Raw genomic sequence first — 22,245 nt, 5'->3', positions numbered from 1 at the left:
GGGGCAATGAGTGACGCGTACAAGAAAGCAGGCGTAGATCTAACCGCCGGCTATGCGGCCTTAAAGACGGTAAAGCAACTCAGCGGCAATGACCAATTAGGCGCCTTTGGCGGTGTATTTCCCTTGACTGACCAAGACTTGACGGATCCTGTTTTGGTGGCCGGTAGCGACGGGGTGGGAACGAAATTGTTGGTGGCCATTGCGGCGCACCAACACACGACGATTGGCATCGATCTCGTGGCAATGTGTGTCAACGATGTCTTGGCCCAAGGGGCACGGCCGCTATTCTTTCTGGATTATCTTGGCCTGGGTAAAACGGAAGCCGCACGGGTCCAAGCCATTTTGACTGGCGTCGTTGCCGGCTGTCGTCAGGCGGGGGCGCAACTGATTGGGGGCGAGACTGCCGAAATGCCGGATATGTATACCCAAGATCACTATGACCTGGCTGGCTTTGCGGTGGGCATCGTTTCTCGACAAGACCTTTTGGACCCAGCCAATGTGCGGGCCGGTGATGTGTTGATTGGCTTGCCATCGAATGGCCTGCACGCCAACGGCTTTAGTTTAGTCCGCGATATTCTGTTTAAACAACATGACTTGCCTCTGGAAACGGTCCTGCCCGAACTGGACCACAGTTTACAAGAGGAACTGCTCCGACCAACGCAAATTTACGTCGAGAGTGTCTGGCCGTTGTTAGCACAGCACCGCATTGCCAGCATGGCCCACATCACTGGTGGTGGCCTGATCGAAAATGTGGCCCGGGCCCTACCGAGCGGCTTGAGTGCCGAATTAGCGCTGGGCAGTTGGCCCGTCCCAGCCATTATGACCGTGTTGAGTCGATTGGGACAGTTAACACCGCAGGACTTACGGGAAACCTTTAACCTAGGACTGGGGATGGTGCTAGTGGTCCATCCTGAACAGGTGGCGGCCACCTTGGCTCAATTGGCGGCGGTCAATCAGCCGGCTTATCGCGTCGGTCGAGTGGGCGTTGGTGAGACGCCCGTCGTCTTTAAGGAGGCGACCCATGGTTAAGCGCTTGGCGGTCTTTGCCTCAGGAAATGGCACGAACTTTACGGCGTTGTGGCAAGCGATTCAAGACCGCCAGTTGCCCGCCACGATTGCGCTGTTGGTCTGTGATCATGCCGACGCGCCGGTGATTCAGCGCGCCCAAGCGGCTCGGGTGCCAGTATTTTGTCTTGATTTCAAGGCGTACGCCACCAAAGCCGAGGCCGAAACTGTCATTTTGGACCAGCTACGGGCAGCTCAGGTGACGGCCATCTTACTGGCGGGGTACATGCGCTTGATTGGCCCGACGTTGTTAGCCGCCTATCCTCAGCGCATCATTAATCTACACCCCGCGTTGTTGCCACATTTTCCGGGTAGGCATAGCATTGAAGATGCCTTGGCGGCGAAGGTAACGACCACCGGGGTGACAATTCATTTTGTGGACGCCGGTATCGATACGGGGCAGATCATTGGTCAGCGGGCGGTGCCAATCCTCCCCACAGACACGTATGCCACACTAGCGCCCCGCATTCACGCGGTGGAGCATCAATTCTATCCGGACACATTACAACAACTCTTAGCACAACAGCGAATTTAACCCGCACGATGGTTGCGAGAAAGGTGGTAGACAATGGCAAAAGTCTTGATAGTTGGCGGTGGTGGTCGAGAACACGCCATTGGTCGGGCAATGTTGGCCAGCCCCCAAGTGACGGCGGTATATTGCGCACCCGGTAATCCCGGTATGACGTTGACCGGAATCCAATGTGTGGCGATTGCCGAAATGGATTTCGTCGGTCTGGGCGATTTTGTACGTCAAGCAGGGATCGATTTAACGTTTGTGGGGCCAGAAGCCCCCTTAGCGGCAGGAATCGTTGATTATTTTGAGACCGAGGGGTTGCCCATCTTTGGGGCCAATCAGGCGGTGGCCCGGTTGGAGAGTTCCAAAGTCTTTGCTAAGGATTTCATGCGTCGTCACCAGATCCCCACGGCAGACTTTACCGTTTTTCATGACACCGCGGCGGCATTGGCCTATAGCCAGCAGGCCCCTTTGCCGCAGGTGATCAAGGTCGACGGCTTGGCGGCGGGTAAGGGGGTCACCGTGGCTAAGACCCATGCGGCAGCCGAACACGCCATTACCGCGGCCTTGGCCGTCACGCAGACGATTCTGATTGAGGCCTTTATGGCCGGTTTCGAGTTTTCCCAAATGGTACTGGTCGGAGGTGATCGGTTTTGCCTGTTGCCCACGGCGCAAGATCACAAGCGGTTGTTAGATGACGACCACGGGCCCAACACTGGGGGGATGGGCGCCTATTCGCCCGTGCCGCAGATCACGCTAGCCATTCGCCAACAGACGATTGAGCAGATCATTAAACCGACGATTGCAGGCATCAAGGCGGATGGTGCCACGTTCAACGGGGTCCTCTACGTGGGTGGTATCTTGACGGCAACCGGTGTTCAGGTCATCGAATATAATCTGCGCTTGGGTGATCCGGAGACGCAGATCTTGTTGCCGCAGTTGCGCGGGGACTTTTACCAAGTCATCGTCGACCTGTGTCATCACCGCCAACCGACGCTGACCTGGCAAACGGCCGCCACGTATTTAGGCGTGGTCTTGGCAACGCCGGGCTATCCCGACCACCCGCAGACTGGTGGTGCGGTGCCGACCTTGCCCACGGCCGATTATGCCGGGGTCAGTGGCACGCCGCAGCACTTGGTTAGCGCCGGGGGCCGGGTGATGATGGTCCTGGCGCAGGGAGCCGACCTGGCCACTGCGCAACGGCAGGCCTACGCCCAGTTGGCTCAGCTAGACACGGGACAGCTTCAGTTTCGTCATGATATCGGGTGGCAGGGGTTAACGACAGCCGCTTTTGAGCAGTAGTGAGGCCCTGGTAACGTCATGCGTGGCCGATTGCCTCCCCAGGTTCGGTGACTTACCTGATTACCTGAAATTTAGGCGGGGTCCTTTGCGTTCAAAACGAATATTTGGTACACTTGCTTTATAAATATGCAGAGGCATGTGGCTTCATTCCGAATCCTTTGCTATACTTAATGCAATTTTATGCGGGAGGGCCGTCGCCATGAAAAAAAGTATTCGCCAAGCGCGCATTGAGCAACTCATTAATCAGTACCCGATTGGGACTCAAGAAGAATTGATGGAACATTTGGAAGAAGTGGGTATTCAAGCGACTCAGGCCACCATCTCCCGGGATATTCGTGAAATGCAGATCGTTAAGGCCCAAGATGGCCACGGCCACTTGCGCTACACCATCTTTAAGGCGGGCAATCGCAGTGAAGAAGAGCACCTACGTGAGACCATCAACGAAGTCGTGACGGGCTTAACGCGGGTAGAATTTGTGAACATTTTGAAAACGCTGCCGAGTAACGGTAACCTGTTGGCCGCCATCTTTGACGATTTGAACTTGCCAGAGATTGCCGGGACGTTGGCGGGACACGATACGATTTTCATCATTAGTCCTAGCGCCGAGGTGGCCGAAAAGCTGCATGATGAAATCGCAGAGGAAATGAATCCGGAAATCGTACATTAATTTAGTCAAGTAAATGGGGCGGACCTGGTCGGAAATCAGCGACTTGGTCCGCTTTTTGCGGTTAAGGGTTATTAAAGATTCACGGGAATTGTGGTGTGTGCGCTGGACTATGCTAAAATAGGTCTAATACAATTGAGATAAGAAGAGGCTATTTCTATGAATAACCAAGAACCTAATCAGAATTTTTGGTCAGGCTTCAAAGCCCACTTCAAACGCTTCTGGCGGCGGTACCAACTGACGCGTTGGCTAATTGTGGTCGTCTTGACCATGATCTTAGTGGTGAGTGGTTACCTGACGTTTATGGCGAAGACCGCCAACGTTGGTAATTTGAAGGCCGCGCTGGAAAACCCAACGCAGATCTATGACCGTAAGAACCAAAAGGCGGGGACCCTGTATTCGCAAAAGGGGACCTACGTGGCGTTACGCAAGATTTCACCGAACGTGCAAAGCGCCGTGATTTCCACCGAGGACCGTAATTTTTATCATGAACACGGCTTTTCCATTAAGGGATTTGGCCGGGCATTTTTCCTGTACGCGAAGAATAAGCTGTTACGGCAGAACTACATCAGTGGTGGGGGGAGTACGTTGACCCAGCAATTGGTGAAGAATGCGTATTTGACACAAGAGCAAACGTTCACCCGAAAATTCAAAGAGTTGTTTTTATCAATTGAGGTTGAAAATGTCTACAGCAAGAAGGATATCTTGTCCATGTACCTGAACAACGCCTACTTCGGCAACGGGGTCTGGGGCGTTCAGGATGCGGCCGAACGCTACTTTGGCAAGACGGCGGCAAATTTGACGGTGCCGGAAGCGGCGACTCTGGCGGGGATGTTGACCTCACCGAGCGCCTACAATCCGGTGGATCATCCCCAAGCGTCACGGACGCGGCGAAACGTGGTATTGGGCTTGATGGCGGAGACCGGCGCGATTTCCAGTGCTCAGGCCAAGCAGTATCAAGCCACGGCGCAGACCACCAATGACACTTATAATTACAAGAACACGTATAAATACCCATACTTCTTTGATGCCGTCATCAATGAGGCTGTCAGCAAGTATGGCTTGACCGAGTCGGAGATCATGAACAAGGGCTACAAGATCTACACGACCTTAGACCAGGCCAACCAGACGCAGATGCAGACGCTGTTTAAGAACCCGAGTTACTTCCCGGCCAACGCTGCCGATGGGACCAAGGTTCAGGCCGCGTCGATTGCCATTGATCCGAATACCGGGGGCGTCGAAGCCGTGGTCGGTGGCCGCGGCAAGCACGTGTTCCGGGGCTACAACCGGGCCACACAGATGCAACGGCAACCCGGCTCGACCATTAAGCCACTCGCGGTCTACACGCCAGCGCTGGAAAATGGCTATTACTATGATTCGGAATTGACGGATAAAAAGAAGTCTTACGGGACCAACCACTATTCGCCAAGCAACTATGGTAACCAGTACAGCGGCAAGGTGCCGATGTACCAGGCGTTAGCGCAGAGTAAAAATGCGCCGGCCGTGTGGCTGTTAAACAAGATTGGCGTCGACAAGGGTTATGATTCCGTGAAGAAGTTCGGGTTACCCGTGACCAAGTCGGATAAGAACCTGGCGTTAGCGCTGGGGGGCTTGAAGACCGGGGTTTCGCCGCAACAATTGGCCCAGGCCTACACGGCGTTTGCCAACAACGGGACCATGTCGTCGGCCCATTACATTCGCAAGATCGTGGATGCTTCGGGCAACGTGGTCGTCGATACGACCGACAGTAAGGCTAAGACGACCAAGGTCATGTCCAGCAAGACTGCCAAGCAGATGACCAGCATGATGATGGGCGTCTTCAACTACGGGACCGGGGTCAGCGCCAAGCCGTATGGCTACACGATCGCCGGTAAGACCGGGAGTACCGAGGCCGATGGGGATACCGATGCGACGCGGGACAAATGGATCGTTGGTTACACGCCCGACGTGGTAGTGGCCACCTGGGAAGGCTTTGACAACACCAGCGCCAAGCACCATTTGGAAAACGTCAGCGGCACCGGTGAAGGTCCATTGTATCAGGCCGAAATGCAGAGCATCCTCCCCAACACCAAGGGGACCGCGTTTAACACCAAGGATGCCTCGACCATCGCCAAGGCGGCCAACAACAATAGTGGTACCGACGCTACCGACATTTGGGATTCCGTACAAAAGGGTATCGACAATGCTGGCAAGTCGTTTAACAACGCGGCCAACACCGTCAAGTCCTGGTGGAATTCCATCATGAATTAGCCAAATGTGGGTGGGATGAAAGCGCCTAACATGGTACAATAGAATTTGTATTGTAAATGGGCCGCGAGCCCACTGAGGAGGAAATGGACATGGCCGACAAAATGGCAGAGTTGGGCGAACAAGTGACCCAAGCACTCAAAGATTCAGAACAATTCCAAGCATTGCAAGCAGCATTCAACGCAATGAAGGCAGACACCGATACCTACAAGTTGTTTAAGGAATTCCAAAAGATTCAATTGGACTTACAACAAAAGCAGATGTCTGGTCAACAATTAACGGACGACGAAATGAAGCACGCCCGGGAAGTGGCCGACCAAGTCGGTAAGATCGACTCCATCAAGAACCTGATGGAAGCAGAACGTGGGGTCAACTCCATGTTAAACCAATTAAACAAAACGATTACGCAACCCATTCAAGATATTTACGCGGGTTAAGGATTTGTTGATCGTCGGCGCAACCACTCATTTTGGTGAGGTCGGTGCGCCGACGATTTTTTTATAAAAATTTGAGGGGGATTATCATGAAATTTATTCACGCGGCCGACTTGCATTTAGATAGTCCTTTTCTGGGCTTGACCGGTCTACCCAGCAGCTTGTTGGCCACTGTGCGCCAGTCCACGTTTACGGCGGCGACCAAGGTCTTTGACCAGGCATTGGCGCAACAAGTGGATTTTGTCCTGTTGGCCGGGGATTTGTTCGACCGGGCCGAGCAAAGCGTGGCGGCGCAGGCCTACTTGTTTCAACAATTCGACCGGCTTGATCAGGCGCAGATTCCGGTGATCGTCAGCTTCGGCAATCACGATTATTTGGCCGATCAGCACCAAACAGTCGCCTATCCCAAAAACGTGACGGTCTTAGGCAGTCAGGTGACCACCAAGACACTCACGCTGGCCGATGGTGAGACCGTCGCCATCAGCGGCTTTAGCTATCCACAACGGTGGGTGGCTAGTGACCCGTTGCCAGACTTTCCGGTCCACGCGGCGACGGACTGGCACATCGGGATGCTGCACGGGGCGGTGGCCACGGGAAGTGATGACCACTACGCGCCGTTTACCGTGGATGAGCTTTTGAGCAAGCGCTACGATTACTGGGCGTTGGGGCATATCCACCATCGCCAAACGCTCAATCAACAGCCGCCCATTCTGTACGCGGGCAACACGCAGGGGCGTGCCATCAACGAGACCGGTGCCAAGGGGGCCTATCTGGTCACCAGCGACCACGGCCACTTACAACCGCAATTCTTTTCAACGGCGACGATTGAATGGGCAACGGCGACACTGGATGCGGCCAATCTGACCACGCTCACGGCACTAGGCACGCGCCTGACGGACTGGCTAGCGAGCCAACCGGCCGCCCAACCGACGCTGACGGCGTTGACGGTGACGCATTTACAACTCGACGCGACCGATTTGACTAGTTTACGGCAGGGCGAGTGGCTGAACCTATACTTACGGACCCACGCGCGGCAACTGAAGGCGGCCCACCGTTATCTGGTGAGCGTCACGCCCCAAGTTCAGCCGCAAGCGCTCACGGCCCCGCAACTCGACCAGCAGTACTGGGACCAGGGAGCGGCTGCGGTCTTCACGCCGGCCAACTTACAGGCGACCTTTGGCAAATTGGCGCAGGAACCGGCACTGGCCGACTGGTTCACGCAGGCGACGCAGGATGCGACATTACGGCCTCAGGCGGAACAAGTCCTGGCAGAGTTAATGGGGAAGGAGGACCCTGATGTATCTTAATCGCTTGACGATTTATGGCTTCGGTCATTTCCACGACCGGACCTTCGACCTGACTCCCGGCCTCAATTACCTATTGGGCGCCAACGAGGCGGGCAAATCGACTCTGACCCAATTTATTACGGCCATCTTTTTTGGTTTTCCGACCAAGAAGCATCCGGCTTTGCGCTATGAACCGCTCGATGGCAGTCGCCTGGGCGGGGAGATCGCCTTTACCCAGGGTGACGTGGCCTATGTGGTCAGTCGCGTTGCGGGGCCACACGGTGGCAAGGTTACGCTGCGCGACGTGACCCATGACCTGGCGTTGCCGGCCGCTACACTCGCGCGGCTGTTAGCACCGGTCGATGCGCAGCTGTTTACCAGCGTCTATGCCATGAACGAGCCCCGGCTGGGGACCGTTTTTTCCGCGTCTAAACAGGAATTGATCGACCGCTTGCGTCACGTGGGGGCGGTGGGCAGTGACTTTTGGCTCCAGCAGGCCCATCAACTCGACCAGCAAGCCGAGGCGCAATACAAGCCACAGGGGCGCAATCCGCAGTTGAATCAACAATTACGCGAACACCGCGAGCTCACGGCGAAGTTGGCCAAGGCCGACGCGGCTTATGACACTTATTGGCAATTACTGCAGGATCAGCAAACGCTCCGGCAAACGCAACAGGCCACTCAGCAAGCCTTGGCCCAACAGCGAGCTGTCACGGCACAATTGACGCAACAAGCCGCGCTGTGGGCCACTTACACGGAGTGGCGGCGTTTGGGTGCGGCTGATCAGGCCCCGGTGAGTGGGTTTGCGCCCGAAGACGCCACCCAGTTGGAACAATTACGTAGCCACCTGACCGCCAGCACCCAGACGCTGACCCAGGAGCAGCAGCAGTTAAAACAACTTCAGCAAGCCGCCCAGTTACCACCGCTGTTTCAGGCGTACTTACCGGTGGCCGGGCAGGTCGACCCGTTGTTGACGCAACTACCCGCCATCGCCCAAGCGGCGCAAGACCAACAACGTTTAGTGGCTAGCCAACGGGACCTGGAGGCACGAGCAACTGCCTTGGAGCAACAATACGCCATCGACGGCCAAATGCCGCGGCCATTTTCCTTGGCCACCACGCAACAGGTCGCAGCGCTCCAGGACCGGTTAACGGTGGCCAGTCAAAAGCGCCGGCGCCTCCAACAAGAATTGAACCAACTCAATGAGCAATTTCAACGCCAACAACCGAACCGTCGCCAACAACGCAATCCCTTGGCCGACAAGCAGATCGTCTGGTTGGCGATTGGCCTGGTCGTTCTGGTCGGGTCGCTGTTGTTGCCCGGGACCTTGTTTAAATTGGTTGGCGCACTATTGGGCGTGGCCATTGGCTATTACGGGGTATTTCTGGTCGACAGCAGTACACCCGCTAGCCGCGAATTGGAAACGTTGACGGCCGATATCCGTGACAGCCAGGCGCAATTGCGTGAGGGCGGTCAGTTGGTCGATGACCTGAATAACCAGCTGGATGCCATCGCGTCTGCTCACGGCTTGGGTGATCTGCCCGTGGCCCAGTGGTCGGCGGCACAGGGGGCCATCGGTGAATGGGAGCACCTGACCCGGCAACTGGAGACCACGGGTACCCAGGTCGCCAAGGCCCAACAGACCGTGACGACCTATCTGGCCCAGCTTACGCAGGCCTTACCCGTGTTGGCTGGGGCCGATTGGGCAACCGTTTCACCGCAGTTGACACAACTACAGACACTCAAGCAATCACTGGCCACGCAAGCCGGTGACCTGGCCACGACCACTGACCGGCTCAAGTCGGCCCAAGCGGCGGTCGATGCTGCCCAACAGGCGCTGACGACCTTCTTGAGTACCCGTAACCTCCGCAGCGTCGAGGCCTTTTACCAGCGCTATCAAGCCCAACGTGAGCGGACCAATCGCCAGCAACAGCGTGCGGCTCTGGCCGAACAATTGGGCGACAACTTGGCGGCGCTACAACAGTTTAGCGACCATACCGCCTTGACCGACCAACTGGCGCAGGCCCAGGCCCAACAGGCGGCGACGCAACAACAGTTAGACCAGACGACAACGCGTTTGGCGACGCTAGCGGGGCAGTTGGCCCATTTGACGGCTAGTGGCACGCAGGCGACGTTGCGGCAGAAACTGGCGAACCTGGAGACGCAGATGCGAGCCACGACTCAGGATTGGTTGGTCAAACGCCTGACCAGTCAGTGGATCGCGGCGACCCTGGCCGCGGCCTCGGGCGATCGGCTGCCGCAAATTGTGGCGCAGGCCAGCAATTATTATGGCAAATTGACGGAAAACCGGTATACTGAAATTGAACTGACAGCGACGACGTTACGGGTCCGCCGACACGATGGCGAATGGCGCGAGGTCAGCCAACTGTCGCGGGGTACCGCAGAGCAGCTGGATTTGGCAGTCAAATTGGCCTTTGCCGTGGTCATGAACCAGCAGGTCGCCATGCCACTGGTGATCGACGATGGCTTCGTCAATTTCGATGCCCACAGACGCCAGGCGGCTTACGCGTTGTTAGCGGAAATTAGTCACACGTTACAAGTCATTTTCTTAACGGCAGATACCACTGTTGAACAGTTAACGGCGGGTAAGGTGCTTCGGCTTAGTGAATAGGAGGGCTAATATGGCGGCAACAAAACAATTGTTAGATTATAATGTCGATGAGGCGGTCGACCTCTTCGTCTTGTTGAAATCAGCGGATGTCCGCACGGCCAAGAATGGCAAGCAATACATTGCGCTGGTCTTCGAGGACCAATCGGGGGAGATCTCGGGAAAATACTGGGACGCTTCACCAGACGATATTGAAAACTACGTGGCGGGGCGCGTCGTTCACCTGCAGGGCAAGCGGGAGAATTACCAAACGCATCCCCAGATCAAGATTTTCCATCTGCGCTTGACCCATCCTGGCGAGCCCAATGACCCCAACAGCTTCATCGAGCAGGCGCCGATGTCGCGCGCGGCGATGGAAGAATACATCACCCAGACGGTCTTTGAGATTACGCAACCGACCTGGAACCGCTTGGTCCGCAAGCTCTTGCAAGAATACGCGGATAAGTTCTACACCTATCCCGCGGCCAAAAGCAATCACCACGCCTTTCAGGGGGGACTGGCCTACCACACGATTTCGATTTTGAAGTTGGCGCATTCGGTGGTCAAACAGTATCCAGACCTGAACGCGCCGTTGCTGTTTGCGGGCGCCATCTTGCACGACCTGGGCAAGACGATTGAACTGTCGGGTCCCAAGTCCACGGTCTACACGTTGGCCGGCAACCTGATCGGCCACATCGTGTTGATCGATGGTGAGCTGGTCCGGGCCTGTGACGCATTGAAATTAGATCCGCAAGCCGAAGACGTCTTATTGTTGCGGCACATGATCCTCAGCCATCACGGCTTGTTGGAATACGGGTCACCGGTGCGGCCAGCCTTGCGTGAGGCGGACGTCTTACATCAACTGGACGAACTGGACGCCTCCATCATGATGCTGGATACGGTCGTGGAACACACGGCGCCGGGTGAATTTTCCGAGCGCGTCTTTGCCATGGACGGTCGGCGGTTCTACCGGCCAACCACGACCACGCCCCAGCCACCGACGACGGATTAACCCAGAATAGGGGACTTAAAAAAAGCCTGCTGACGATTGACGTTGGCAGGCTTTTTATCTGCATTTCTGAAGGTTGCACCTAAAATTAACGCGCTGATTGCTGTAACGACGGTGTTCCGACACCTAAAATTGGTGAAACCAGGCGGCCAGCTAGCGGTAGGTACGAAAAAAGCACCGACCCAAACGGCCGGTGCTTTCACGCAAAACTGCGTTGATTACTTGGATGAAGATGAGCTCTTAGAACTTGAGCTGGTGGACAGGTAGTCGGAAAGGATGTTCTTCAAGTCGTTATCCTTGATAGAAACGTTACCCTTCTTCAAGACCTTGGCAACCACATTGTGCAGAACAGTGCTATCGTTCATGTCGTTGTCGATGATTTGCTTCTTAAGTTCAGCCTTGTGTTCCTTGATTGTGCCCTTACCAGGGTTCTTCAACATCAAGATGACGTGGTAACCGTATTGCGTCTTAACAGGCGTTGCGGTGTATTCGTCAGTTGACAACTTGAAGGCTGCCTTCTTGAAGGTTGAGTCCAGGGAAGTGTCGGTGCTATCAAAGGCACTCAACTTACCACCCTTGTTCTTGGTAGCCGTATCAGTGGAGTACTTCTTAGCTAACTTCGTAAATTCGCTAGTCAAATCGCTCTTCTTGGTCCCCTTGAGGTCCTTGATGATCGTTTGGGCAGTGGACTTCTTAGAAACTAAGATGTGGGCCACAGTGACCTTAGGTTCGTAGCTCTTGAATTGCTTCTTGAGTTGCGCGTCGGTAACCGTGACGTTGTCCTTAACGGCTTCCTTCAAGAGTAAGTTGGAACGGATTTCAGTCTTTAAGCTGGATTCCGTCATCCCACTTTGGGAAAGAACGCTCTTGAATGATGAACCGTATTGTGATTTGTAGGTATTGAATTGCTTGTTAACAGCGGACTTGCTGACCTTGCTGCCGTATTGCTTTTCCAAAACCTTGTTCAAAATCATTTGTTGCAAGACTTGCTTACCAGAAGAAGTACCCTTTAAACTGCTGTAGTACGCACTTTCGGTAATCTTACCACCATTAGTAGTGGCAACGGTTTGGCTGCCACAACCGGCAAGTGTTACGGTCAGTAACAAGCCAGCGAAGGCGATAAACCATTTCTTCATATTCCTCAACACATCCATTCATCAAAATTGGTGCAAGCACCATACTTGCCTATCATAACATAAATAGTGGCAAACCCAAAAAGGTCAGCAAAGCTTTACAAAAAGTTCAAAATTAATCGGCATTTTGCCGGTCGAGAACTTCTTGAATGGCTGACAAACGGGGAGCCGCTTTGAACGCAAATTTATCGACCTCCGTTTGAATGTCGTCCAACACGGGTTGGGCGGCAGTGACGGCAGCGGACAGTTTGGCGGCGTTTTGCGTCAGGTTGTCCTTGGCATCTTGCACGTCTTTGAGTTGCTGGGCGGTGTGGGTGAGCTGTTGCTTAACGTGGGTGCCCCAGGTGATAGGATCTTGGTTGGTCAGTGTTAGGTAAGCCACCAAACCAACGCCCACCCCCAGAGTGGTGCCCGCGAGAAAACGACCAAGTCCCATAATTATGCCTCCAATTGTGCCTTGATTTTGGCTTGAATTGCTGAGTAGGCTTCTGGCGTGTAGTTGCCGGAATTGTCCTTGAAGATCATCTTAAAGTCATCGTGGTCTGTGTAGCGGGGAACCAGATGGATGTGGGAGTGGAAAACGGATTGATAGGCCACTTGCCCATTGTTGTTTAAGATGTTCATGCCCTTGATAGCGGGGTCAGAATCCTTCACGGCCCGGGCAATCTTGGGAATCCGTGAAAAGACCGCGGCGGCCAAATCAGCGTCATAAGCAAAGATGTCCTTGACGTGGGTCTTCGGAATCACCAACGTGTGGCCAGGTGTCCCTTGCGAGATATCTAAAAAGGCCTTGACGATGTTGTCTTCGTAAACCGTGTAGCTGGGAATTTCGCCAGTCAAAATTTTGCAGAAAACACAATCGTCAGCGTAATGTGGTTCGAGGGTCATTTGATCCATGAAAACTCCTTCTTTCGGTTCAATTTCATTCATTATACACCACCACGGCGGCCAGTTCATCCGTCACTGTGAATTGGTGATGAGCATTGACTGTTAGCGTGTGGGAATCAGGACCGATGTTAGTCGGCGGGTCCACCTGTTATGGGAGAATAATTTCAGTTAAGGGAGCGACTGACCGACTTATCCTGGCGTCCAATCTGCTGGAACCATCCAGTTGTAACTGCGACATTGGTATGGCCAGGTCATTGCATGGATTAGCACTTGGTGGTATGACGCGAGTATAGTGAGTTAACTCACGGCTTATGGATGACGGATGGGAGATGTGTGATTACAGTGACCATCTAACTGGTGTTGGCGCTGCATTAATGGTTGTGAAATACTACCGTAGCCGAGAGTGGAGCGAAATCTAGGCTCAGCCGGGGAATTTGTCAGCGAGTTTTGCTGGCAAATTGGTGCCTTTGAGACGTGGGCTTCGGCTCAAAGCAAGCCGGGAGACCGGGTCTCAGGCTCGCGGCGGTCCTTCCCCAGCGTTCCAGCCTAGACTTTCGCGCAACGGCAAGGCGGCCAGCCCAGACACCTTCAACCAGGTAAAGGCACCGCTTAAACCAGCAACCACAAGATAACAGCGAACCCACCGTCACCTATGGTATAATGGAGCGGTTAATTTAAAGGAAATGAAGGGATGTTTAATGGCTTTAGAAGTCAGCCATGTAGTGGGTGGTTACTCACAAATTCCCGTCTTAAAAGATATTAGTTTTGATGTAAAAGACGGCGAATTAGTCGGTCTGATCGGGTTGAACGGGGCCGGGAAGTCCACGACCATCAACCACGTGATTGGATTACTCACACCACATAAAGGTAAAATCAGTATTAATGGGATTACGATCGACCAGGACAGTCAGGCCTACAAGCAACAGATTGCCTACATTCCAGAAACCCCAGTACTTTACCAGGAGTTAACGTTGCGCGAACACTTGGAAATGACCATGATGGCCTATGATCTGGATCAAAAGGTCGCTTGGGACAAGGCCCACGATCTGCTAAAGACGTTCCGCTTAGCCAACAAATTGGATTGGTTCCCCGCCAACTTTTCCAAGGGGATGAAGCAAAAGGTCATGATCGTCTGTGCCTTTTTGACCAACGCCAAGCTGTTTATCATTGACGAGCCGTTCTTGGGGTTGGACCCGCTGGCCGTCAATGACCTGTTGAACCTGATCGAACAACGGAAAAAGACGGGGGCCAGCATTTTGATGTCGACCCACGTCTTGGATACGGCCCAACGGTACTGTGATCGGTTCGTGCTCTTGCATGACGGTCAAGTCAAGACCGAAGGGACCCTCAGCGAGTTGCAAGCCGCTCTTCCGGAAGCGGGGGAATCGTTGAATGACATCTACCTATCAATGACGAAGGTCGACCGCGCATGACGGGGCTATTTAAAACCCGACTGCAACGCCATCTCCGGGAAATGGCCAAGTATTTGCGGTTGGTCTTCAATGACTTTTTCGTCTTTGCCTTACTGTTCTTCTTGGGGGGCCTGGGTTGGGGCTACTCCAATGTCTTGAAAACGTTGAAAGCCGGCCTCTGGTGGGCACCGTTAGTGGTGTTATTGGTGCTGGTAATCGTCGCGCAGATTGGCCGGTTTGCCACGCTGATTGAAGATGCCGACCGGGTCTTCTTGTTGCCACGGGAACGGGCGATGCACGCCTATCTAGTGGCGGCGCGGCGTTACAGCCAATTCTTGGCGCAGTGTACGCAACTGATTGCGTTGTTCATCTTGGCACCGTTTCTAAGTGTCGCCTTGGGCTGGACGTTGCCACAGGTGCTGGTCTTAGCGCTCGCACAGGTCGTCTTAAAAGACAGCCTGTTGCGCCTCGATTTGGCCAGTGTCTATCAGGTCACCGGCCAACGGCGGATGAACCAATGGCCGTTCAAGTGGCTGTTGGCCATCGTCGTGGTCGCCAGTGGCGTGTGGCTGAGTCCATACGTGGGACTGCTCCTAGCGCTGGTTGCTGATGGCGCCGTGGCCGTTTGGGAACGGCAACACTGGCAGAGCCAACAGATTCGGTGGCGAGAACAGATCAAGATCGAGGATAATCGGATGCTGGGCATCTATCGCTTCTTTAACATGTTTACGGAAGTGCCGATGGTGTCTGGAACCATCAAACGCCGGCGGTATCTGGATTGGCTGTTCAAGGGCATTAAACCTATCCACAGTCAAACCTACTTGTACCTGTTCAGCCGCGGCATGGTGCGGGGGACCGACTTCAGTGGGTTGGTGGTCCGCTTGACGGTGATTGGCATGTTGCTCCTGTACTTTGTGCGGGGTGAGTGGCTGCCAGTCATCCTCGCGGCTCTGTTCATCTACCTGATTGGTTTTCAGCTCCTGCCGTTCTTCCAGCAATACGATGACGTGGTCTTCACGCACGTCTATCCCGTCTTGCCAGCGCTGCGACTCAAGAACTTCGTTAAGCTGGTCACGCTGATCTTAAGCACCACGGCGCTACTCCTGTGGGTGGTCGTGGTGATCGCCAATCCGCACCTGATGACGGCGGGGATCACGCTTGCAGTCGAGGTCGTTGAAGTTTGGTACTTGGCGCGAATCTATACGCCGCACCGGTTAGCACGCGCGGACCAAAAATAAGGCTTGACGTGGCCGCCATTTCCCCATAGAATTAATAATAGCTGACAAATCGAGGAGGGGTGGCACGCATGGCACTAGATCTTAGTGACGGTTGGAGCTTGTATCCGCTGGGCGGTAATACCGGTACGGCCTATATGGGGACCAAGGCGTCACAAAAAGTGTTCTTAAAACAAAACGCGTCACCGTTTCTAGCGGCGCTCTCGATGGAGGGTATCACGCCGCGGCTGGTCTGGACCAAGCGCTTGGCGACCGGCGACGTGATGACGGCGCAGGAATGGCTGAACGGCCGCACGCTTCAGCGCAGTGAAATGCGCGAACAGCGGGTCGCCCGGCTAATCCACCGGGTCCATCATTCCCACTTGCTGCATGATATGTTATTAAAAGTCGGCGGACGATTTACCACGCCCGCCCAGTTGTTGACTCGCTTACAGCCAGCCTTAGCCGCTGACTTGCGGCAACATCCGCTGATTCAATCGGCGTTTGCGACGCTGCAAAGTGAGCAACCACAACTGCCCAAGACGCACTATGAAGTTTGTCATGGTGATTTAAACCATAAGAATTGGTTGTTGTCCGACCGCCAACGGCTGTACCTAGTCGATTGGGATGCCGCGACCTTTGCGGATCCCGCCTTTGACCTCGGTGCTTTACTCTGTGAGTACGTGCCGTTAGAGGAATGGCAACGTTGGCTACAGGATTATGGTGAAACGACGACGGCCGATTTGACCGCTCGGGTGAACTGGTATGCCCGCGTCCACTGTCTGAGTGTGATTGCGGAGAGTTTTCACCAACAACGCTTCCAAATTATGAATCAACACTTAATTTTACTAGAGAAACTGACACGTGAGTCAGTCACTGATTAGAACAACGTCGGCGGGAGCGGGGGTGAACCTTGCGCCCGCCGTTGTGATTAGAGGAGGAATTTTACCATGCGTGTGCGTAATAAACCGTGGGCCAAGGACTATGTGGCCGAACATCCCGATAAACTGGTGGAACAACCCGAACCCTTGAAGGGCAACTGGCAAAGCCGCTTTCCGAAAGAGCAACCCCTGTTTGTCGAAATCGGTACCGGGAAGGGCCAATTCATCGTGGAGATGGCCCGGCAACATCCCGACCGCAACTTTATCGGCATTGAGATCCAATTTTCCGTGATTGCGGCCGCCTTGAAGAAGGTCGTGGCCAGTGAGTTGACCAATATTCAGTTGGTTCACACCGATGGCGAGGCCGTTAACACGTTCTTTGCCCCAGGTGAAGTTGCCGGCCTGTACCTGAACTTTTCTGATCCGTGGCCCAAGAAGCGTCATACCAAACGCCGCTTGACCTCCCCCGTGTTCTTGGCCCACTACGCCGACGTCTTACAGCCGGCCGGGTCGCTACAGTTCAAGACTGATAACCGGGGCTTGTTCGAATACTCTTTAGGCAGTCTGAATAACTTCGGCATGGTCTTTGACGGCGTCTGGTTGGACCTGCACGCCGCAACCGATGGGGTAGAGGACATCCAGACGGAATACGAGCAAAAGTTCTCCGCTAAGGGCCCAATTTACCAGGTCATCGCCCATTTTCCGACGGAGAAGTAAAGGTTGAATCTAAAATTAACGTGTTGATTGCCGTAACAGCGGTGTTCTGACACCTAAAATTAGTGAAACCAGGCACCTGCATCAGGCTAGGGTGGTCCCGTTCTGGGGAACACCCCCTGGTCTACGAAGATTAAGTGAACCTGTTTTTAGAGCTTGAGTGAAAATCTCAGGCTCTATTTTTTTCGAGAGTGGGGCAAAAGGCGATTAGCCGGCGAGTATTAAGGCTGCTAAGCGAATAATTCCGGGCTTGGATGGGTTGCTTAGCAGTTTTAAGCGGAACCGGCTGCCTTCTGGCGCACGTTTCAGCTAGGTAAAGGTGACGCGAACCAGCCTGGGAGGCTTTCCCAGACTCATTTTTTTCACCAATTTAAAATAATCCCGCCCGCTTTACGGAGTTGTTCTGTAAAGGGGGACTGACGATGTTGATTGCTAAGCTTGATACGGTTCTAGTGGATGCCAAGAATGCCCAACGGGGTGGGAGTTACGTGTGCCCGGCCTGTGGGCAGCGCGTGGTGTTACATAAGGGAACCCGGGTCCAGCCGTACTTTGCCCACCGCCCCGCGGCACCCTGTACGTATCCAGGCGAAGGAGAGACGGCCCAACACGTGCAGGGGAAACGCCAGTTGGCCGCGTTTTTTGCGGACTGGGGGACCGTGACGTTGGAGCGGATCTTGCCGACGATTCAGCAACGCGCCGACTGCTGGATCGCCCATCAGCCACAGGCCATTGCGTTAGAGTTTCAATGCAGCCCCATTAGTCGCGATGACGTGGCTCAACGGACGCAGGGTTACCGTAAGGTGGGGGCGTATCCGTTTTGGCTTTTGGGCAAACGCTATGCCCAACAACAATTGGGCTGGGGCTTGATCGATCGCTTTGCCGGCTGGTTGAAGGGGTGGGGCTTGTGTCTGCTCTTCTGGGACGTTGACCGCCAACGGTTGCGCGTCGACCACCACATTTGCCAGGCGGTGACTGGCGACTATCAGTGCCAACAGACCTGGGTCACGTCGCTAGCGATGTTGGTGCGCGGACCGCAACGGCGACAATGGTGGCCGGACCCCAACCTGGCGCGTTTTCGTTGGGAACTAGACCGGGACCTGCGCCGCTCGTCGACCGTATTGCAGCCCCTGCAAACGGCGGTGTATTTGACGGGACACCATCTGGCCGGGTTTCCCGAGAGCCTGGTGACGACGCAAGTGACGCCACCACTGTTCGGTCGGGGCGTCCTGTTGTGGCGGATCGTGGTGGCCGCCTGGCTCTTTGAACACGTTCGCTTTTCACTGGCCACGGCCCGGCGACTGGGGGAGGAGGCCTTTCGATTGGTCGGCGGAACGACCACGGCCATACGGTTTCAGGGGCCCCAGTTGGTGAATCGTGCCTTGGCCGACTTGCTGGCTGATCTGGTTGCCGGCCACTTTCTTCAGCGGATTCCCAACGGCTGGCGGGTGCTCGCCCAACCGCAATGGGCCGCGGATTACACTGCATGGTTAGAAAATGATGAGAAAAAGCTGGGCTGATGGTCCAACAGTCAGGGGAAAAGTGGTAAAATGTTGCTATGCAATGTTAAAGGAGGATGAGAAATTTGAAACAAATTCCAAAACGTGCGGCGGTACCGACGGCTTTGACCTGGGACCTCACCACGATCTACCCTGACGACGCGGCCTTTCAAACGGCGCTGACGACCGTGAAGACGCAAGCCGACCAGGTGGCCCAATTGAAAGGTCATCTGGCCAAGAGTGGTGCGGACCTGTACCAGGTCACCACGGCTTATTTGGACTTGAACCGGCAGCTGGAACGGCTGTACGTGTATGCCTCCCTGAAAAACGATCAGGATACCGGTAACGCGGACGCCCAGGCCTTGATGGGTCAAGCCGAAAGCCTGGTGGCGACGGTCAGTGCGGCGGTCTCTTGGTTTGAACCCGAGGTCTTGGCATTGGACGCCGACGCTTTACAACAACTGATTGACGCCGAACCTAAACTCGCGGCCTATCAACATCTCTTTGATGTCTTGGGTAAGCGCCGGGCCCACACCTTATCGGCGACAGAAGAAAAGCTGTTAGCTGGCGCCAGTGACATTTTTGCGGCGTCTTCTAAGACCTACAGCGTGTTGAGTGATGCCGATTTGAAGTTCCCGGTCGTCCAAGACGAGCAGGGCAATGACGTTCGGTTGTCGGAAGGTCTCTATGGCGTCTTGCTGGAGTCGACCACCCCAGCCGTCCGTGAACAGGCCTTTAAGGCCCTCTACAGCGTTTATCAGCAGTTCCGGCATACCTTTGCCTCAACGCTGGCTAGTGAGGTCAAAACGCACAATTTCAACGCCCAGATTCGTCATTATGACAGCGCCCGGGATGCGGCCATGAGTGCTAACAACGTGCCGGCGGTGGTGTATGATACATTGGTCCGGACCGTCAATGACCATTTGGACTCGCTGCACCAATACGTCAACCTGCGTAAGGAAATCCTCGGTCTGCCCGAATTGCACATGTACGACCTGTACACGCCGATCACCGGGGAACCGAGCCTGCGCTACACCTATGAAGACGCGCAACAAGAGGCACTCAAGGCCTTAAACGTCTTGGGCCCCGATTACGTGGCCAACGTCCAGAAGATGTTTGATGGCCGCGCCATTGACGTGGTCGAAAATCAGGGCAAGCGGACCGGCGCCTATTCTGGCGGGATGTATGACACCAAGCCGTACATCTTACTCAACTGGCAAGATAGTCTGGAAAGCCTGTTCACGCTGGTTCACGAAATGGGCCACAGCATGCACAGTCACTACACCCGGACCAACCAACCGTACCAGTACGGCGATTACTCGATCTTCGTGGCGGAAATTGCCTCGACGACCAACGAAAACTTACTGACGGACTACCTGTTGAAGACGCAAACGGATCCTAAGGTGCGCGCCTATGTCTTGAACCATTATTTGGATGGCTTTAAGGGCACGGTCTACCGGCAAACGCAATTCGCTGAGTTCGAAGATTACATTCACCAACAAGCCGCCGGTGGGCAAACGTTGACCGCGGACTTCATGAGCAAGTTCTATGGCGACTTGAACCACCGCTACTACGGCGACGGGGTCATCTCGGATCCGCAGATTGCGGATGAATGGACCCGGATTCCGCATTTCTATTACAACTACTACGTCTATCAATACGCCACGGGCTTTGCGGCGGCCACCACGTTGTCACAACGCATCTTGAGTGGCGACCCGGCCAAGCGCGATGCTTACCTGACTTACCTGAAGTCCGGCAGCTCGGCCTTGCCACTGGACGTCATGAAACGTGCCGGGGTCGACATGACCCAACCGGATTACCTCCAAACGGCCTTTAAGACGTTCGACGATCGGTTAGCCGAATTCAGCCAGTTGGCGCGTGACTTGAAAAAGTAGCCGTCACCCTTACTAATGAACTGACGAGTGGATTGGTGACCGGCTGAGGACTGAATTTAAGAAATTTTTACGAAAAAAAGATTGGCCACCGATGTTTATACCATTGGTGATCAATCTTTTTGTTTGTTGTTAGTTTCGTAAGGAGTGAAGATAGTGTTGCTGCAAAAGCGGTGTTCTGACACCTAAAATTGGTGGAACTGGGGACCTGCGTCAGTCTAGGGTGAGGCCTGATCTGGGGAACGGCTCCAGTCTGAGGGCGGTTTTCCACCTCACTGGGGTCATCCCTGACTGAACTCGACAAGGTGACGGTTATCAGTAACCTTGTGTTGGTCGGCGACCAGCTGATAAGTTGCTTGCTACCAAGGGTTAAACCAATGGTTATGGCAACCACCACTTTGGCGAACGGTAGGCGGCCAGTTCCCGCTATGACGCGGTCAACAACTAATCCTAACGTCGTGAGTTTCTTTATTTTTCAACCTTCAGTCAGGTTAGTAAGACTGCCAGTCACGCTGCCACAGCAGGCCCATGGTCTTTTCGCCGGTATGGACACTGATGGCGGGGCCGAGTTGACTTTGAACCACGCGGACTTCGGGGAATTGTTCTGTCAAAGCCGCCGTCCAGTCATCGGCCAGTTCAGCGTTGTTGGCGTTGATGACCGTGACCAGCAGGGGATAGTCTACCTTCGCCAACGTGGCTTGTAACTTGGTCGTCATGTAGTGGAAGGCCTTCTTCATGGTCCGTTCCTTACCGATGGCGATAATCTTGCCTTCGTCATTGAAGGTCAGCAGTGGCTTGATGTTCAGTAGGCTGCCAATGATGGCCGAACGGTTGCTCAAACGGCCGGTCCGCGCCAGATGACTGAGGTTGTCCACGGCAAAGTAGACTTCCATGGTATCACGCAGGTCCTCCAGTTGGGGGACGATGTCGGCTGCCGAATTGCCATTGGCCACGAGTTGGCCGGCTAACAGGCACAGGTTGGCTTCACCGGCACTGGCGACCAAAGAGTCGACCGGGTAGATCTTGGCCTTGGTGTAGGTGCGACAAAACATCTTGAGGTTGCTCATGAACGAGGTGATACCACTGGAGAGATGAATCGAAATGATTTCGTCGTAGCCTTCACTGGCCAGGCGGTCGTAGGCTTCTTCGACTTGGCCCAGTGAGACTTGGGCGGTCGTCGGTAATTCCTGGTCGGTCTTTAGGTAATCGTAAAATGTTTTGAGGCTTAACTTAGACTCAGCATACTGCTGGTCGCCCAGAATCACGGTGATGGGCAGAACCACGATGTGAAATTGCTTGATCTGTTCAGGGCTGAGATATGAGGCGGTGTCCGTAACAATAGCTGTTCGCATAAATTTTCCCTTCAGTCAACAAAAATAGTTGGGTTCATCATACCATATCGTTGTAAATTCTGGTAGTGAAAACCTTGACGTTTCAGGGGATGGTGGCCAAAAACTTTGGGGGACCAAAAGGTAGTCAATAAAAA

At 54.4% G+C, this 22,245-nt stretch carries 19 protein-coding genes; 15 read left to right on the top strand and 4 right to left on the bottom strand.

What is annotated here, in order from left to right; genetic code table 11:
- Positions 1–6 precede the first annotated feature (6 nt).
- The 9 genes from purM to EGT51_RS09660 all read left to right on the top strand — a co-directional run bounded on the left by purM (position 7) and on the right by EGT51_RS09660 (position 11,132).
- Positions 7–1,029, top strand: coding sequence for a phosphoribosylformylglycinamidine cyclo-ligase (gene purM, locus EGT51_RS09700; RefSeq protein ID WP_135368514.1), 1,023 nt, complete (start codon positions 7–9; stop codon positions 1,027–1,029).
- On the top strand, positions 1,022–1,600 hold the full coding sequence (purN, locus tag EGT51_RS09695; protein ID WP_135368513.1) for a phosphoribosylglycinamide formyltransferase: 579 nt from the start codon (positions 1,022–1,024) through the stop codon (positions 1,598–1,600). The genes purM and purN overlap by 8 nt, the downstream gene beginning before the upstream one ends.
- A 33-nt stretch (positions 1,601–1,633) precedes the next feature.
- Entirely contained in the window at positions 1,634–2,881 is a 1,248-nt protein-coding gene (gene purD / locus EGT51_RS09690) for a phosphoribosylamine--glycine ligase (protein ID WP_135368512.1), read from the top strand.
- Between the two features lie 199 nt (positions 2,882–3,080).
- On the top strand, positions 3,081–3,548 hold the full coding sequence (locus EGT51_RS09685; RefSeq protein WP_135368511.1) for an arginine repressor: 468 nt from the start codon (positions 3,081–3,083) through the stop codon (positions 3,546–3,548).
- 156 nt (positions 3,549–3,704) lie between these two features.
- Positions 3,705–5,795 (top strand): PBP1A family penicillin-binding protein, encoded by a 2,091-nt coding sequence (locus tag EGT51_RS09680; protein WP_135368510.1) that lies wholly within the window; start codon positions 3,705–3,707, stop codon positions 5,793–5,795.
- Between the two features lie 89 nt (positions 5,796–5,884).
- Entirely contained in the window at positions 5,885–6,229 is a 345-nt protein-coding gene (locus EGT51_RS09675) for a YlbF family regulator (RefSeq protein WP_135368509.1), read from the top strand.
- Positions 6,230–6,315: 86 nt separating this feature from the next.
- Positions 6,316–7,533: a metallophosphoesterase family protein gene (locus tag EGT51_RS09670; protein WP_135368508.1), complete on the top strand. Its 1,218-nt coding sequence runs from the start codon at positions 6,316–6,318 to the stop codon at positions 7,531–7,533.
- Positions 7,523–10,144, top strand: coding sequence for an ATP-binding protein (locus EGT51_RS09665; RefSeq protein WP_135368507.1), 2,622 nt, complete (start codon positions 7,523–7,525; stop codon positions 10,142–10,144). Before EGT51_RS09670 ends, EGT51_RS09665 begins: the two co-directional genes overlap by 11 nt.
- 10 nt (positions 10,145–10,154) lie before the next feature.
- Positions 10,155–11,132 carry a 3'-5' exoribonuclease YhaM family protein gene (locus EGT51_RS09660; RefSeq protein ID WP_135368506.1) on the top strand — a complete coding sequence of 326 codons (978 nt, stop codon included), beginning with the start codon at positions 10,155–10,157 and terminating at the stop codon, positions 11,130–11,132.
- A 215-nt stretch (positions 11,133–11,347) separates the two neighbouring features.
- Here the strand turns inward: EGT51_RS09660 and EGT51_RS09655 are convergent, their stop codons facing one another.
- The 3 genes from EGT51_RS09655 to EGT51_RS09645 form a co-directional block, all read right to left on the bottom strand.
- Positions 11,348–12,265: a peptidylprolyl isomerase PrsA gene (locus EGT51_RS09655; RefSeq protein ID WP_135368505.1), complete on the bottom strand. Its 918-nt coding sequence runs from the start codon at positions 12,263–12,265 to the stop codon at positions 11,348–11,350.
- Between the two features lie 112 nt (positions 12,266–12,377).
- Positions 12,378–12,698: a hypothetical protein gene (locus tag EGT51_RS09650; RefSeq protein ID WP_135368504.1), complete on the bottom strand. Its 321-nt coding sequence runs from the start codon at positions 12,696–12,698 to the stop codon at positions 12,378–12,380.
- Positions 12,699–12,700: 2 nt separating this feature from the next.
- Complete coding sequence (locus tag EGT51_RS09645; protein WP_135368503.1) at positions 12,701–13,159, bottom strand: HIT family protein; 459 nt, start codon at positions 13,157–13,159, stop codon at positions 12,701–12,703.
- 689 nt (positions 13,160–13,848) lie between these two features.
- Here EGT51_RS09645 and EGT51_RS09640 point away from each other — a divergent pair.
- From EGT51_RS09640 to pepF, 6 genes are all read left to right on the top strand, one after another.
- Entirely contained in the window at positions 13,849–14,583 is a 735-nt protein-coding gene (locus EGT51_RS09640; RefSeq protein ID WP_135368502.1) for an ABC transporter ATP-binding protein, read from the top strand.
- On the top strand, positions 14,580–15,800 hold the full coding sequence (locus EGT51_RS09635) for an ABC transporter permease (RefSeq protein WP_135368501.1): 1,221 nt from the start codon (positions 14,580–14,582) through the stop codon (positions 15,798–15,800). The genes EGT51_RS09640 and EGT51_RS09635 overlap by 4 nt, the downstream gene beginning before the upstream one ends.
- Positions 15,801–15,868: 68 nt before the next feature.
- A complete protein-coding gene (locus EGT51_RS09630; RefSeq protein ID WP_135368500.1) occupies positions 15,869–16,660 on the top strand; it encodes a phosphotransferase family protein in 792 nt (263 codons plus the stop codon).
- Between the two features lie 66 nt (positions 16,661–16,726).
- Positions 16,727–17,374 (top strand): tRNA (guanosine(46)-N7)-methyltransferase TrmB, encoded by a 648-nt coding sequence (trmB, locus tag EGT51_RS09625; RefSeq protein WP_135368499.1) that lies wholly within the window; start codon positions 16,727–16,729, stop codon positions 17,372–17,374.
- Between the two features lie 419 nt (positions 17,375–17,793).
- Positions 17,794–18,888, top strand: a complete 1,095-nt coding sequence (locus EGT51_RS09620) for a competence protein CoiA (RefSeq protein WP_135368498.1) — start codon at positions 17,794–17,796, stop codon at positions 18,886–18,888.
- 56 nt (positions 18,889–18,944) lie between these two features.
- Positions 18,945–20,762: an oligoendopeptidase F gene (pepF, locus tag EGT51_RS09615; protein ID WP_167850186.1), complete on the top strand. Its 1,818-nt coding sequence runs from the start codon at positions 18,945–18,947 to the stop codon at positions 20,760–20,762.
- A 488-nt stretch (positions 20,763–21,250) separates the two neighbouring features.
- On the opposite strand, the gene EGT51_RS09610 is transcribed toward pepF, so the two are convergent.
- Positions 21,251–22,111, bottom strand: a complete 861-nt coding sequence (locus EGT51_RS09610; RefSeq protein ID WP_135368496.1) for a DegV family protein — start codon at positions 22,109–22,111, stop codon at positions 21,251–21,253.
- Positions 22,112–22,245 lie beyond the last annotated feature (134 nt).

Source organism: Levilactobacillus suantsaiihabitans, from assembly GCF_004745505.1.
In the GTDB taxonomy this organism is placed as follows: Bacteria; Bacillota; Bacilli; order Lactobacillales; family Lactobacillaceae; genus Levilactobacillus; species Levilactobacillus suantsaiihabitans.
Note: the sequence above shows the minus strand (reverse complement) of the source record. Positions and strands in the feature narration are given on the sequence as shown.